Genomic DNA, 15171 nt, shown 5'->3' with positions numbered 1-15171 from the left:
TAGATTAGTTGGGTAGCCAATAGGGCTTATTGACGACCGAAGTGAAAAGAATAGATTAGTTGGGTAGCCAATAGGGCTTCTTGACGACCGAGAGAGAAAAAATAGATTGGTTGGGTAGCCAATAGGGCTTATTGACGACCGAAGAGAGAAGAAATAGATTGGTTGGGTAGCCAATAGCCCTTATTGAATCCCATCAGCCGATGAAGACCACATGTTTTTTTATTAAATTTACCGAATTGTTAAAAAAGTCACAGACTAGACCAATCATCTAGAATTAAACTATATAAAAATTGATGTGACACACGAAAGGAGTACCGAAATTGAAAAGAAATCATTTACCTGTTGTATATTCATGCTCTGGTTGTTCCTCCGCTGCCCAAACGGCAAATATGATTGCGATAAAAATGGATCGGGAAAATATTGCGGAAATGTCTTGCATTGCCGGTGTCGGAGGGGATGTAAAACCACTTGTCCGAACAGCTAGATCAAACAGGGATATTATAGCAATCGACGGATGCCCGCTGGCCTGTTCGAAGAGTTGTTTAAATCGGCATGACGTTGTGCCAACATACCATTTTGTGTTATCGGATTTTGATGTTCCAAAATTAAATGGGCAAGACCCCGACCTTGCTACTTTTTCAAAGACATACGAGCGAATTTTGGAACTGGTGAATATCAAATAAAGGAAAGATGATAAAGGATATGTCAAATTGAACGGTATGGAAAAAGGCTATTCCGATAAGGAATAGCCTGTTTTCATTTTGAATAGTTATAGTATTTTAGTGGTGCTATTAGAATAGTATAATTTACCCTCTTAAAAAAAATGGGCTTGAACTCGAATTGATTAAATAACTATCTAAAACAGCAATATTATAGAAAAATAAAGACGATTCTCTTACCTATTTTAATACTAGAAATATCTGAGAATATTGTCGAAAATCATTAATTTACAACCTTAGCCCTATGACTATATTATTATATTATATCCAATTAGTTCCACGGAGGTTATTGGGAAAAGGGTCGAAGGGGAACAGAGAATATATTACATAGGGGGAAGTCAGTCATGAAATTAGAACAAAACCATCTACCTTATTATGACGGGAGAAATTTAGAACAATTAGCGAATAGAATTCAAGAAAGTCAAATAAGCTGCCATACGGTCGTGGTAAAACCAGAGATTCCAGAAGGAATGCCAGTGCAGTTTCGTTATCCGCACCCGTTAGAAGAACAATATTCCGATATTTTAACACAACATTAATAACATCACTTAAAGGAAATAAAGCAAAAAATGCATTCGCTGATGTGTAGGCGAATGCATTTTTTGCTTTATAAAAGGTAATATTCCCGGCTGGTTCCAATTGCAATAGGCCTATCGCACAACAATATGCTCCACTTCGAGACCTGTCCTATTTTATGGAAAATAAAATTTATATTCTAGGAAACAACGACCTTACTATAATTATATATGATGGAAACTAAAGGGAGTGAGCGGATGAAGTGGGTAATGGCCATTGCACTTGTTGTTATCTTTGCCGCTGGATGCAGCAGTATGCAGGAGAAAAAGCAAGTTTCAGACCAGCCAAAAGTAACCGAGGAAAATGAACCGCAACAAACTGAAGGTACACCGGAGAAACCTGCTGAAGATCCAGAAAAACCTAACGACCCGGAAGAAACACCACCCGTTCAGCCAGGAAAAACTACTGATGACCAAGTCAAACCTAACAATCCACCTGAAACGACCCAGACAAAGATAAAAATTCGTGATGAATCTATTGTGAAAGAAACCCCCACAATTCATATTACTTACCCGCAAATTGATGGCATGACAGACAAAACGGCACAAGCGAAAATTAATGATTTTCTAAAGAAAAAGGCGAATGCAGCTGATGAGAGTCAAATGACTAATGAAGATCCGAGTGCGCCGTCATCGTTTGACTCAACATACAAAATCACCTTTCAAAATGACCACCTTATAAGTTTTGTGTATGATCAGTATTTTTATCTTAGCGGGGCCGCACATGGCATGCCGGCGAGTGTTCCTATTCTGGTTGACTTGGATAATGGCAGGATTGTTGAGCCGAATGAATTGTTTAATGGTTCGTCGCAAACCAGACAAATCATTAGTGAACTCATCCTAAAACAAGATGTTTTGCAAATGCTTGAAGTGTTCGGGGACTTTAAACAGATCAGCTCGGATGATTTAGAACAGGTTTATTTAACGAAGGGTGGATTAATGATGTTTTTTCCGCCTTATGAATATGCCCCCTTCGCTGCAGGAACGCTTCTGTATCATCTTTCTTTTTCGGATATCCAAAGCGTATTAAATACGGCATTTTTCAAAAGTCATGGGATCAATATTTCGCAGCCCAATGATACAACAACCATTTATGTTTCTGAAGGCTATCATTTTTCAGTTCCAAAGGAATGGATGGACCGTTTGATATTTGAAAGGGCTGAGTACTCTGAGGTTAATAAGTGGTTATCTGCAATCAATGTATATTTCAAGTTTGAAGATCGGCCTTTATTATTTAGTTTCCATATGTACGATAAACAGACATGGGCCTCAATGAAATCTGGAGCGGAAGTGAAACTTACTGAGGAAAAGGATATTGTATATTCTTACTCCGTTTCACAAAACGCAAAGAAACATTTGCAAGCCAATGATTTCATAAAGAATGTTGTTCCCAAAATCATGAAAACCTTTCAAGTTGATTTTTAAATAAGCGGATATATGAAAAGGACCGCACGTTGATGTGTACGGTCCTTTCTTATTGAACTAGCATGAGTCTGATACTTTTATAACTTGAAAGAGAGTTTCGCATTAATATCTCCTATAGAACTACATACCTTTTATGAGAAACAACGGTCCGATTATTTTCAAAGCTTTTACCTGAGAAATTTTCGAGGATTTCAATGATGACTGAGTTCTCTCCGACTTTCTCGACCTTACCTTTAATCCCATAAATAGAAACAATATTGTCTCCTACGCATGCCTTTTTTATATTCATGATCCTATCGCCCCTTACTTTAATAAATATGGAATGATTAATTGGCATTTTACATGGTAAAAAAGGGGCTGTCATAGAGTTTGTGATAGAATCTTACACATTAATTATGAAACTCCATACCAGTGTGGTATAAAATTCATATTCATCTCGGTACTATTATGCCGTATCACGGGACTTCCTTTTTTAATGGAGAAATTATCTGCTAATAATGCCCAGTTAGATGGATATGGATAGCCTAATGCCCAGTAACTAATTCCACGCAGGTTAAATTCCTTTGCCAAATCGAACTTCGCTTGTGCACTCCTGGCATCCTCAAACCAAACTTCATGGCCACGGCCTTGTTCATCCGTGTATCGGAAAAATGGTGATTGTGTAGTGGTATCATACTGAATGGCAGCTCCGTATTTGATGGCTCTGGCCACTGCCTCTTGTGTACTAAATGTTTCGGCCTCTTGTCCTTGTACATGAGGCAGGAGCCAATCACGGGCATAAATTTGGAATCCTAAAAATATCTTTTCAGCCGGCATTACCGTCCTTGCGTATTCCAAGACACGCCTCATCTGGTTTATAGGTGAAATCGCCTGTGGAGGCCCAAGCCGGTATCCCCATTCATAGGTCATCAACACCACAAAATCGGCGATTCTGCCATGTGCTTCATAATCATGTGCTTCGTATAATAAACCCGCTTGCGTAGCGCTGGCCTTTGGAGCCAAGGCAGTAGAAACAAAATATCCTTTAGGATGCAGGCGATCCACTGCTAGTTGAAGGAATTGATTGTAGTTCTCACGATCGGCGGGCAAGACATTTTCAAAATCAATGTTTGCACCTTTATATCCCTTTTGGTCCATAATTTGCAGCATATTTGTTAGAACCTTTTCGCGTAAATCGGGGCTTGATAAAAGAGTATGAGCTACATTGGACCCTGCCGCAGAAGAGGTGAAATTAGTAATCGACATCATCGGTACCACATTTTTTGATAGGGCGGCTTGAATGGTTAACTCATCATGGGCTGGAGAAAGGTCACCGCTTTCATTGATCAAATAAGCGAATGGACTGATATACGTTAGTAATGGGGCGAGTTCATTTACGGTATCGGCGGCTGCTTGGTCGGGTTGATAGGTATAGGCGTTGACTTCAATCGCCGGTTTTCGTCTCGGTATACTTAACGATGTTCCCTGATAGATGAGGTTTGGATTTTGAATCTGATTCTCAGTGATTAATTCTTGCACGGTGACCCCATAACGATTGGCAATTTGCCATAACGTTTCCCCAGCTTGAGTGACGTGTATTCTTGGCGGGATGATTAGCTTTGTGCCAGGATACAAAAGAGAGGGGTTTGTTAGTTGATTTGCCTGAATAATTGAGTTAATCGATACCCCATATTGTTGTGAAATGGACCATAACGTTTCACCATACCTGATTACGTGCGATGTACCAGGGACGGGAACGACTAACGCCTGGCCAATAACCAGCTGATTAGCGTTTTGCAGCCCATTTAATTGGACAATTCGATTCATGTTAACCTTATATTGATTTGCTATTTGCCAGAGTGTTTCGCCGCTGCGGACAACATGGATGACCAAAAAGCATCTCCTCCTGCTTTTTTTCAGTAATTTAGTCTATGCAGTTAAATTGGGTTTTGAACCAGACTGGGATATGGAAGGAAATGAATAAAGCAGAGAGCAGTACTCTGAATTATTCTTTTTTCCTCCTTTAACCAATCTTAATCCTTCCTTGTGAGCATCATAGCTGGGGAGGCACATGGGAGGAAATTCCTATAGATTAACTCTATCTTTTTATTAGAAGATTATTGAAACGTATTTTCTTAACAAAATATAAATCTGCACTTCTATATGAATGAATTCTTATCAATTACTGCCTCATTAAAGAATTGGATTTTAAAAATTAGGTCTTTTTGGTATTCCGATAAATTAATTTAGAATAAAAGATTCTAGTTCATAAATAATTTAATGAAAAATCTGAAATATTTTTGTTACAATAGGCTTATAAAAGAAAGAGGAGCTGTATTGAAGTGGACATAAATCATAAGGACTTTATTGAAACTGTCCATGTAAGAGGTGTCCAAATATCTCTTTTGGCATCTGGAGACGGAACTGAAATTATTTACCATAAGCTAAATCCCGGAGTAAGATGGGCATTAGGACCTGCGGAAGGGTGGACGGCGTTAGAGTATTTACTGGTCTTGTCTGGTGAATTAAGATATCCCTCTGATAATGGGTATAAAGTATTGAAACCTGGTGATTCCTTCTTTAAGAGACCTGTTACAGATTATTATATTTTTCAATCCAATCAAACTACTGAATTTCTATATATTACTTCCCAACCCATTTTTCACCACTACAGCAAAGCTTCGCATGATATACTCGATTTGGCCCTTACTATTGAAGAAAAAGATGGGTATACAGTCGACCATTGTGCAAGAATTAATAGATTTTCAATGTTAATCGGTGAGGAACTAGGTTTCAATGCAAAACAGCTTCTAATATTAAATAAAGCATCTTTTCTACACGATGTTGGAAAAGTAAAGGTTCCATTATCTATTTTACAAAAACCAGGTAAGCTTACTTCCGAGGAATGGGAGATTATGAAGAAACACACCATTTATGGAAGAGAACTATTGGAAAGTACCAGATTACCAGTTTTAATTGATGCTGGTGTCATTGTTGAGCAGCACCATGAAAGATATGATGGAAAGGGTTATCCTTATGGCTTAATGAAGAATGAAATTTCCATTGAGGCTTCCATTATAGCGATTGTTGACTCTTATGATGCGATGACAACCGATAGGGTTTATCAAAAGGGTAAATCAAAAGAAGAAGCCTTAGAAGAGATCTTTCGATGCCGGGGTACAATGTACGACCCTGACATTGTAGATATATTTTTATCTTTACAATCTAAAATTAGTTAAGGAGGAAAAAGGAGATGAAGAAATTAGCAGTTTTAGTGATGGCAATGCTGTTATCAGTTGTTGTTATCGTAAAACCAGCGTCTGCTGAATACCTGCCTCAATATGATAAATATATTGAGATTGGTAGTGACCAAGCAAGACAATTAGCTGATGAATTAGGATTAAAAGGCATACCGCTAGGTCCTCAAACAGCAGCTTATTCTTTCAAAGTTCAAGAATCATTTATTGCGAAACTTGAAAAGATCTCTGGAAAAGAAATTGACCATTATTACATATGGTTGACTGTTAATGGAGTGCCAGTTTTAGGTATTGACCCTCCAATAGTATCATTTTAATAGAACAACCGAGTTGGATTTACTTCCGGTGCAGCTATGTTAATCTGAGTCCTTCTCACTTGAGTTGGGCTTTTTACTTTATATTATAGAAGAATTAATTAGTAGAGTAATAAGATACAGCGTCGTATATTTGCGGGCTTTTTATTAGAGAATCAGGCTGCTTATTTAAGGGAGGTGTAATAGAAAAGTTAGATTAACAGGGTAGTCTATAACCAATCTGCATCACACTTAAAGAAAAATGGATCATTATAAACCCGTTACCTCCATGATTGAAGCATATCCATAGATCTTCATTTAAAAATAGGCAAATAAAAAAGAGCCTTCAAGCTCTTACTCAAAAAAATATTAGTACCAGCCCCACCTACGCTGAATACCATGATGACCACGTATGCCATCCGCCTACTAACATTATAATTGAAAACGTTTACAAAATCAACATATTTTTAAAGTACTTCTTATCTAAATATGCATTTGATAAGAAGGATAAAAGCATTATTTTTATTAAATATTCACCAATTATTAACTTTTATTATTTTGAAAATGCAGCTAAAAGACCCTTATCCTTAGTTTGTATTAGCCCCGCCTACGCTGAATACCATGATGTTCACATTAACCATCCAACCCAGTATTATTATACAAAAATATGATTATATATGCAATAATTGCTACACTGCCAATTTACTCCATATATTAAATAAATTAAGTATTCTGAATTATCGGTTGGCAGGTGTTTAATTTTACTGATTATTGGGCAAGATTGGGACTAAGAAGGGCTTAGCAAGCTGGGTAAATGTAAGTTTACGGGAAATTATAAAAAAGAGATAATTTTTGAGCTATAAAGAGGGAGGAATTTTCAACATGATGTCTAGAAAAGAATTTTTAGAGGCTATTACCTTTATAACTGATGAAGAAGATCGATATAAGCGATTAGTTCGTTTAATTTCAAAACAGTTAAACAGGGATTTAACCGGACAAGAAATCAAATCTATTCACCGGATGGCTGGAATCGATACAGAAACTTTCGAGGTATTTGAAAAAATATTTGAAGATATAGGAAAAGAAAAAGGGGCCTAAATGGAAACTTTGTTAAGGTAACACATGTATTTTAAGAAATGATACGCCCCATTACATATAAACTGCTTATATTTCTGCATTAATTATTATGCGAAAAATAACTGTTCACGGAAGCATGGGGTGTTCCCATGCTTCTTTTTAGGGTTTCCAGGGCTTCTCCATTTATTTCTAATCATATGTTTTTACAGTCGGAGCCACGTATTCATAGAACCGCTTGATGAGCAGATCTGGTTTTTCTTCTATAATAAGCATGGAACGGAATTTCTCTTGTAAAAATTTTTGATCAATCATATGTTCAAACAAGTTCATGAGGGGGTCATAATAGTGCTCGATGTTCAGGAGGCCGCAGGGTTTTTGATGCAACCCGATCTGTCCCCATGTAAAAACTTCAAAAAATTCCTCCATCGTACCTGTTCCACCAGGCATGACGATAAATCCATCTGCTAACTCCGCCATTTTCGCTTTTCGCTCGTGCATGGTGTCAACAGTAAATAATTCGGTCAGCCCTGGATGAGAGATTTCTCGGTCAACCAGCACTTTTGGGATTACACCAATCACTTGTCCACCCTCTTGCAGGACTGTATCTGCAACGACACCCATCAGTCCATTGCTAGATCCCCCATAAACTAAGGTAATGTTCCGCTTCGCTAATTCTTTTCCCAATTGGATGGCACCAAGTTTATAGACTTCTGAAGCACCAAAGCTTGAACCGCAATAAACTGCTAACCGTTTCATGAATTGCCTCCTTTTTATATCTAGTCTATGTATTTCCTATTGTAACTAGAATCGAGGTAAAGGGACGAATATATTTTTTAAATCGTTCGCTACATTTAGACATAAAAATACACCCAAAAGTTAAATTTTACTCTAACCCTTGAGCGTGCAGTACATATGCTTGCTATTCTCTATTAATTTACTACTAATTTGTCTACATAGACATACTCGATACGGAAATTAGTCTCTAGCAGCTTGAATTCGCTTTATTAAACGTTTACAACTTTCTGATTTACTTCGTTGTTTACTAAGGTACGTCGACGTTCAAGTTCCACATCCATCGCCGCCCGTTTATCATCGAGTTTATAAAACCACATCGTTATTCCAATCAGTACACAAATGGCCATTGGCACCCAGATAAAGCTGGTTTCAATATAGCTTAAAGCGGTTTCAGTTTGTTTGGCATTTGGTACATAACCGCCCATTTTTAGAATCACTCCTACAAGTGCACTTCCAAGGCCCAAGCTTACTTTTACAAAAAATCCTTGGAAAGCGGCAATCATCCCTGCAATACTTCGATTGTTTTTGTACTCGGAATAATCAATAACATCTGGCTGAATTGCAAAAGTGGTGCCAAAGATACCATAAATCCCAAGTCCGGTAATCGCCAAACCTACAATCAGTAAGACAGGTGAGGTTTTTCCGAAATAAATCACTAAATCTCCAACAATATAAATGACCGTACTTAAAAGCAATACATTTTTCTTAGTCATTTTCTTTTGCAGCCATGGTAAAATCAGCAGTATTGGCAGACCAGAGAGAATGCCGAATAGTCCTACAAAGGTCAGCCAATCCGTGCGTCCTAGATTATATGTAAAATAGTAGATAACGGTCGTATTTCTAATGACAAAAAGACCAAAATAGAGAAAGTTCAAGATAAAGAAAATAACGGCAGGGCCAGTCAATCCTTTAAAATCTTCTTTAAAAGAGGACTTCCCAGGCTGGACGGTTGGCGGAACCACCTCTTTTGTATTCATAAAGGTAAACACAAATACGAGGACCGCGGAGATGGCATAAATCGTCATTGTAATTAAATAACCTTTTTGTGTATTTCCTTGACCAAAGAAATTGACCATCGGTGTCGTAACCGACATAACTAAAGCGGTTCCAATTAACGCACAAATCATTCTAGTCGATACTAACCAGTTACGTTCATGGTTATCTGAGGTCAACCTTGGCACAATGGTGTTTAATGGGATATTGACCACTGTATAAGCAATGTTTAACAAGCAATAAGTAATATAAGCCCATAAGATTTTACCTGACAAACCGAACTCAGGAACGATAAAGGTCATGACAGTGAAGGCAGCAAAAGGAATGGCTCCAATCAGGAAATAGGGTCTTCCTTGCCCCCATCTAGTACGAGTCCGGTCAACCAATAATCCCATACCCGTATCGGCAAAGGCATCGATGATTTTGGTTATTAACATTAAAGTACCAGCAACGGTTGCCGTTATTCCAAAGACATCTGTATAAAAAAACAACAAGTAAGACGCCATTGTACTGAATACGAGGTTGCAGGCGAAATCGCCCGCCCCGTATCCAATTCTTTTTTTCCATATATTCATTTCTATCACATATCCTTTTTTAAAATATAGGTAAAGCATATGCACAAATCATGTTGTAGAAAGTCTTGTCAACGTTTTCATATCAGACTTTAAATTTTGATAGATAGATTTATAAACTTGGTAATAGTCATTATATTTTCTATGATTCTCTGGATTTGGCATCAGCTTCTGATCGAGAACCTGCCATTTCTTCACATCTTCATAAGAGAGAAGACCTGTACCAATTCCAGCCAGCATGACGTCTCCCATATTCGCTTCTACATCGTGAAGGGGACAAACTACTGGATAGCCTGTCACATCGGCAAAGATTTGTCTCCATAATGTTGACTTGGTGACCCCGCCGGCCAGCAAGATATATTCACCGAGATTTTCTCCGGTCGCTTCCATTGCATCTCGTAAGCTAAAGGCAACCGCTTCCAGAAAGGCACGATAAATATGCGCTTTTGTATGGGCTAATGAAAGTCCAACGATGGTTCCTTTCGCATCTGAATCCCAGATAGGGCTTCTTTCTCCCATAAAGTAAGGAAGGACTATCAACCCTTCGCTTCCAACTGGAATGTTGGCAGCTTGTTCATTTAACACATTATAGGCATTTTCTCCGCCAGCTTTTTCTACTTCCAATTCATATTGACACATCGTTTGACGGAACCATTTTACAATTGCTCCAGCTGTAGCCCCGCCAGCAAAATAATAGGAAAGTCTTTTTGCATCATATAAATACGGCCAAACAATCAGATCTTTTCCTTTCACTGGTTGGTCGGAAATTAAGGCTGCACACATCGAAGTGCCAATTGCCGCTGCGTAAATCCCCGATTCAAATACACCGAGACCAATATTGGCTGCACCGCAGTCAATCCCACTGGCGATTACCGGCATTCCTTCCGAAAGCCCAAGCTCTACTGCGGCTTCTTTTGTCAATCCACCGACGATATCGGTTGATTCCACGATTTTTTCTGGCATCATTGAAAGCGGAATTCCCATCTCATCCATCAGTTCTTTTGACCAGGTCCGGTTATTCATATCAAAAATTCCGCCGATGTTTCCTGCAGAGGAATAATCAATCGCAATTTCTCCGGTTAGTTTATAAATGACATAATCATTTGGCGGGAGGAAGAGCTTGGTTTTCTTCCAGTTTTCCGGTTCATGATTTTTCATCCATAGCATTTTGGTGTAGCCGTAATAAGGATCGGCCCCATTATGGGTGATTTCGCGAAGTTTCTCCTCACCGATATGATCTAAGACCCACTTTGTTTCTGCTTCTGCTCTGCGATCCATCCAAATCATGCACGACCTAACAGGTTCCATTTTTTCATCCAGTGGAATTCCTGACCCTCCATATAGTCCGCTAATGGCAATTCCACGTATGTTCTCAGCCGCTATTCCGGACTTATGTACCGTGTTTTTTATCGATGTTTTCGCTGCCTCAAGCCAAACATCTGGCCATTGCTCTGCCCATAAAAGCTTTGGCGTTAATACATCGTATTCTTGTAAGTCTTGAGCAATCAGATTGCCGTCTGTGTCCATAAGGATGGTTTTGGTACCGGATGTCCCGATATCTGTACCGAGTAAGTAATTCATAGATGTGTCCTCCTAGGAATCTATTAAATGCAAGTGAAAGCGCCATCGATGACAAAGTCGGATCCTGTTGTAAAACTGCTAGTGTCTCCTGCAAGATACACACAGATGGACTGAAGTTCTTCTGGTCTGCCCATGCGTTGAAGCGGTGCCATTTCATTCCACTGTGCGATCAATGGCTGTAAGCTTGGAGAGTTTAAGGTAAGTTCTGTTCCAATATAGCCAGGGCTGATACAATTGACGCGCACATTTCTTGTTGCCCATTCCACTGCCAGTGATTTGGTTAACTGGATGACTCCTGCTTTAGAAGCATTGTACGAGCATTGTGGCTGCGGTACATTGACAATATGGCCTGACATTGAAGCGGTATTAATAATGGAACCGCCGCCTTGTTTTAACATGACTTTTCCAGCTGCCTGGGCTGTTAAAAATACACCGGTAAGATTAATATCAATGACTTTTTTCCACTGTTCAAAGGTCATTTCCTCTGCTGGTATATTCATGCAGATTCCAGCATTACAGAAGGCAACATCTAAACGGCCAAATGTTTCTAGGATTGTTTCGATCATGGCATCTACATCTGCTGGGTTGGTGACATCTGCTTTGATCGCAATGGACTTGATCCCATTATTCTCTTCCAGTTCCTTAGCCGTCTTTGTGGCTTCTTCAATATCCAAGTCTACAATTGCAATATCTGCTCCTGCTTCAGCGAAAGCCGTTGCCACACTTTTTCCAATACCCCTTGCACCGCCTGTTACAAAAATTTTCTTTCCATCCAATCTCATTTTTTCAATAATCCCCATTTTTCCCATTCCCTTTTCGTTAATTTATTTTGTAAAATACTTTTATAAAATACATTTACATAATAGAACGTTTTCCTTCGATAGTCAATAAATATAAAATTTTTAATTGGCAGACACTTTTTGACAAAGCTGTGTTTGTATCCGCACTTGTGATATATTTAAAAGAGTTAAAGTAAGTGTTTTTATAAAATTAGTTTATAAAATGGGGTAATTTTTCCATGGACACTAGCATTACGTTTAAAGATATAAAAAAAGGCAATTATTCCTCGATTTATCATCTCATTTATCAAAATGAGAAACTTTCGAAACAAGAGGTTGCCAATCAGCTTCATTTGAGTTTACCGACGGTCACTCAGAATCTTGTTCGCTTGGAAAAAGAAAAACTGATTGAGAAGAGCGGGCAGTTTGAATCTTCCGTTGGCAGGCGTGCAGCAGCCTATTGCCTTTGCCCTCAGGCTCGGATAAGCATTGGGGTAGAGATTCAGAAGAGGACTGTTCAGATTCTGGCGATTGATTTACGTGGAGATGCTTTTCAGCAAGAGAAACTAGCGATGGATTATTCTAATGAAGATCGTTATTACAGGGAATTAAGCCAAGCTGTACAGTCTTTTATCGCATCTCTTGATGTGTCAGAGGAGCAGGTTCTGGGGATTGGTTTTGCTGTCCAAGGCTTGACGTCAAATGACGGAACTAAGATCACATATGGAAAAATATTAATCGCTACAGGATTAGATATTGATGTTTTTGCACAGTATCTCCCATATCCCTGTCTGTTTTTACATGATGCGAAGTGTGCGGCAACCACAGAGTTGTGGGTAAGAAATGATATTGGAGATGCTGTCTATCTCTCGATTGGGCCTCACCTTGGAGGCGCCATTTTCATTGATGGTCAGATTTATATGGGAAAAGAAGGACATAGTGGGACGGTCGAACATATGACGATTAATCCGGAGGGTCCTGCTTGTTACTGCGGAAAGAAAGGGTGCATGGAAACATATAGCTCTGTTAATGCACTTCTAGAAGAAGAGGAAACATTAGATCTTTTCTTCGAACGGGTCCGCTCCGGAATCTCTTCTTATGTAGAGAGGTGGCATTCCTTTTTAGATTATTTAGCTCTTTCGATTAACAATATCCATCTTGTCCTTAACAGAGAATTTATTCTAGGCGGACATATATCTTCTTACTTAAAGGAAGAAGATATTGAAATTCTTCATGAAAAAGTAAATGAAAAAACAGCATTTCCAAGTAATACTCCCTTTATTCATATTAGCCGTTCACCGGCAAATGGAGTACCGATGGGGGCTGCCATCCCATTTATTCAATCATTTTTGAATAGTATATAACGTCATGGAAGCAAGGGGTGTCTCTTGCTTCTTTTTTGATCAGGAACCATATCGGCCGCAGGTTCGCATCTGAATTAAACACTATCAATCTATTACTTTTGGTGACAGGCACCATATAAAAAATTGAGAGGGTTTTCACAAAGTGCATTGCCTAATAAAAGGAAATCGTTTAATATAAGGAAGTAGACTTAATATCTATTAAATTCTGAAAAAGGGGCGGAACATCGTTATGAAACTATTTATTGATACTGCTAACCTAGAAGACATTAAGAAAGCCTATCGCGTAGGAGTGCTAGCTGGTGTTACCACTAACCCTTCCTTAGTAGCAAAAGAAGGCGTAAAATTTGAAGATCGTATTGAAGAGATCTGTCAAGCAGTTCCAGAGGTTGAATCTGTTTCTGCAGAAGTCACTCCTGATGCTGTAACAGCTGAAGAAATGATTGCGCAGGCAGAAGAACTAATCAAGATTAATGGTGGAGATTCAAAGGTAACTATTAAACTTCCGATGACAATTGCCGGTTTAGAAGCGTGCCGTTATCTTGCCAACAAAGGTGTAAAAACAAATGTAACCCTTATTTTTACGGTAAACCAAGCATTATTAGCTGCTAGAGCTGGTGCAACTTATGTTTCTCCATTCTTAGGACGTTTAGATGACATTTCTGAAGATGGTGTTCAATTAGTTGAAAGAATTGCTCAGTTATTCCGTATCCATAACTTGGATTCACAAATTATTGCAGCTTCTGTTCGTCACCCAGACCATGTGACTCGTGTTGCTATGGCAGGTGCACATATCGCCACTATTCCATATAGTGTCATTGAACAGCTTACTAAGCACCCACTAACAGATCAGGGTATGGAAAAATTTGCTGCCGATTGGGAAAAGACACTTGCTCTAAAATAAAATCGAAAATGCATGACTTGCTTTGTACCGCACCCCAAAGTTAGAGTGAAATCTGACTTTTGGGGTGTATTTTTATGGCTAAACATAGTGAACAATTTAAGTTAATGATTGTAAGAACGTCTTATGGTTATCGACGTATAAAGCTAAAGTTGAAAAAACGAGGCAATAAATTGAATCATAAGAAGTTACAACGCGTCATGAATAAACTCAGGTTAAAAGGAGATAAGTTCAGAGCTACTAAAAGTGTCCTCATGAACGGCTTATGGGATCGTGGGGGCCAGCTCTTATCAGGTGGAGAATCTCGTTAAACACCCGATTTGATAAATAGAAGGAAAAATTCACCTTAAATTGAAAATAGCACTGAAAATAACTTTAATAGGCGGAGAGATTCCGCCTATCAACTCGAAAAACGTGATATGAGGGATTTTATTTCTTTAAAGTCGGAAATCCTTCCCTTATTTACCCCGAAACGAGTTCCATTATGCACCTAAGCGGATGACCTACGCTTATTTTGGTTACTTAATTACGGATAGTGCTTTTTCAAATAGTCGAGTAAAAGATGCTTATTCCCACGTCTGGAAACGTGAGGGTCTACTTTATCGTTTGGGGAAAAGACAGGGAAATCAATAGTAAATAATGTTGTTATCAGATTGAAAAAAATTATGAATATATGCTTGACGCATTAATCTCTATGCTGTAATATATTAAAAGTCGTCACCAAGACGACAAAGTGATTGAAAAAAAGTTGTTGACTTATAGTTAATAACTTGATATGATATTAAAGTCGCTTTTGAACGAACGACAGATTGTTCTTTGAAAACTAAACAAACAAAAACGTCAACAAACAATAATTATTCATTT

At 38.5% G+C, this 15171-nt stretch carries 15 protein-coding genes; 9 read left to right on the top strand and 6 right to left on the bottom strand.

Annotated elements, in window-relative coordinates:
* Positions 1 to 320: 320 nt before the first annotated feature.
* The 3 genes from GXK58_RS25045 (at position 321) to GXK58_RS25035 (ending at position 2719) form a co-directional block, all read left to right on the top strand.
* Positions 321 to 683, top strand: coding sequence for a putative zinc-binding protein (locus GXK58_RS25045; RefSeq protein WP_160725891.1), 363 nt, complete (start codon positions 321 to 323; stop codon positions 681 to 683).
* Positions 684 to 1063: 380 nt separating this feature from the next.
* Positions 1064 to 1258 (top strand): hypothetical protein, encoded by a 195-nt coding sequence (locus GXK58_RS25040; RefSeq protein WP_160725890.1) that lies wholly within the window; start codon positions 1064 to 1066, stop codon positions 1256 to 1258.
* Between the two features lie 234 nt (positions 1259 to 1492).
* On the top strand, positions 1493 to 2719 hold the full coding sequence (locus tag GXK58_RS25035; protein ID WP_160725889.1) for a DUF3298 and DUF4163 domain-containing protein: 1227 nt from the start codon (positions 1493 to 1495) through the stop codon (positions 2717 to 2719).
* Between the two features lie 112 nt (positions 2720 to 2831).
* Here GXK58_RS25035 and GXK58_RS25030 read toward each other — a convergent pair whose 3' ends face one another.
* Together GXK58_RS25030 and GXK58_RS25025 are read right to left on the bottom strand one after the other, a co-directional pair.
* Positions 2832 to 3008 carry a DUF2187 family protein gene (locus GXK58_RS25030; protein WP_337248219.1) on the bottom strand — a complete coding sequence of 59 codons (177 nt, stop codon included), beginning with the start codon at positions 3006 to 3008 and terminating at the stop codon, positions 2832 to 2834.
* A gap of 104 nt (positions 3009 to 3112) precedes the next feature.
* Positions 3113 to 4591: a LysM peptidoglycan-binding domain-containing protein gene (locus tag GXK58_RS25025; RefSeq protein ID WP_160725888.1), complete on the bottom strand. Its 1479-nt coding sequence runs from the start codon at positions 4589 to 4591 to the stop codon at positions 3113 to 3115.
* 449 nt (positions 4592 to 5040) lie between these two features.
* On the opposite strand from GXK58_RS25025, the gene GXK58_RS25020 reads away from it, so the two are divergent.
* From GXK58_RS25020 to GXK58_RS25010, 3 genes are all read left to right on the top strand, one after another.
* Entirely contained in the window at positions 5041 to 5937 is an 897-nt protein-coding gene (locus GXK58_RS25020) for an HD-GYP domain-containing protein (RefSeq protein ID WP_160725887.1), read from the top strand.
* Between the two features lie 14 nt (positions 5938 to 5951).
* Positions 5952 to 6272, top strand: a complete 321-nt coding sequence (locus tag GXK58_RS25015) for an 8-amino-7-oxononanoate synthase (protein WP_160725886.1) — start codon at positions 5952 to 5954, stop codon at positions 6270 to 6272.
* An 858-nt stretch (positions 6273 to 7130) separates the two neighbouring features.
* Positions 7131 to 7346, top strand: a complete 216-nt coding sequence (locus GXK58_RS25010) for a hypothetical protein (RefSeq protein WP_160725885.1) — start codon at positions 7131 to 7133, stop codon at positions 7344 to 7346.
* Positions 7347 to 7514: 168 nt separating this feature from the next.
* Here the strand turns inward: GXK58_RS25010 and GXK58_RS25005 are convergent, their stop codons facing one another.
* From GXK58_RS25005 to GXK58_RS24990, 4 genes are all read right to left on the bottom strand, one after another.
* Positions 7515 to 8081 carry a TIGR00730 family Rossman fold protein gene (locus tag GXK58_RS25005; RefSeq protein WP_160725884.1) on the bottom strand — a complete coding sequence of 189 codons (567 nt, stop codon included), beginning with the start codon at positions 8079 to 8081 and terminating at the stop codon, positions 7515 to 7517.
* A gap of 248 nt (positions 8082 to 8329) precedes the next feature.
* The gene (locus GXK58_RS25000; RefSeq protein WP_160725883.1) at positions 8330 to 9688 is read right to left on the bottom strand and encodes an MFS transporter; all 1359 of its coding nucleotides are present in this window, start codon (positions 9686 to 9688) and stop codon (positions 8330 to 8332) included.
* A 48-nt stretch (positions 9689 to 9736) separates the two neighbouring features.
* Positions 9737 to 11266, bottom strand: coding sequence for an FGGY-family carbohydrate kinase (locus GXK58_RS24995; protein WP_160725882.1), 1530 nt, complete (start codon positions 11264 to 11266; stop codon positions 9737 to 9739).
* A 23-nt stretch (positions 11267 to 11289) separates the two neighbouring features.
* Positions 11290 to 12066 (bottom strand): SDR family oxidoreductase, encoded by a 777-nt coding sequence (locus GXK58_RS24990; protein ID WP_160725881.1) that lies wholly within the window; start codon positions 12064 to 12066, stop codon positions 11290 to 11292.
* Between the two features lie 218 nt (positions 12067 to 12284).
* Here GXK58_RS24990 and GXK58_RS24985 point away from each other — a divergent pair, with 218 nt between their 5' ends.
* The 3 genes from GXK58_RS24985 (at position 12285) to GXK58_RS27800 (ending at position 14618) form a co-directional block, all read left to right on the top strand.
* Positions 12285 to 13409 carry an ROK family transcriptional regulator gene (locus GXK58_RS24985; protein WP_160725880.1) on the top strand — a complete coding sequence of 375 codons (1125 nt, stop codon included), beginning with the start codon at positions 12285 to 12287 and terminating at the stop codon, positions 13407 to 13409.
* Positions 13410 to 13638: 229 nt separating this feature from the next.
* On the top strand, positions 13639 to 14310 hold the full coding sequence (gene fsa, locus GXK58_RS24980) for a fructose-6-phosphate aldolase (protein WP_160725879.1): 672 nt from the start codon (positions 13639 to 13641) through the stop codon (positions 14308 to 14310).
* Positions 14311 to 14384: 74 nt separating this feature from the next.
* Entirely contained in the window at positions 14385 to 14618 is a 234-nt protein-coding gene (locus GXK58_RS27800) for an IS3 family transposase (protein WP_160725878.1), read from the top strand.
* The last annotated feature ends 553 nt before the right edge of the window (positions 14619 to 15171 follow it).

This window comes from Bacillus sp. USDA818B3_A, from assembly GCF_009928415.1.
GTDB lineage: Bacteria > Bacillota > Bacilli > Bacillales > Cytobacillaceae > Neobacillus.
This window is presented reverse-complemented; position numbering and strand designations above follow the sequence as displayed.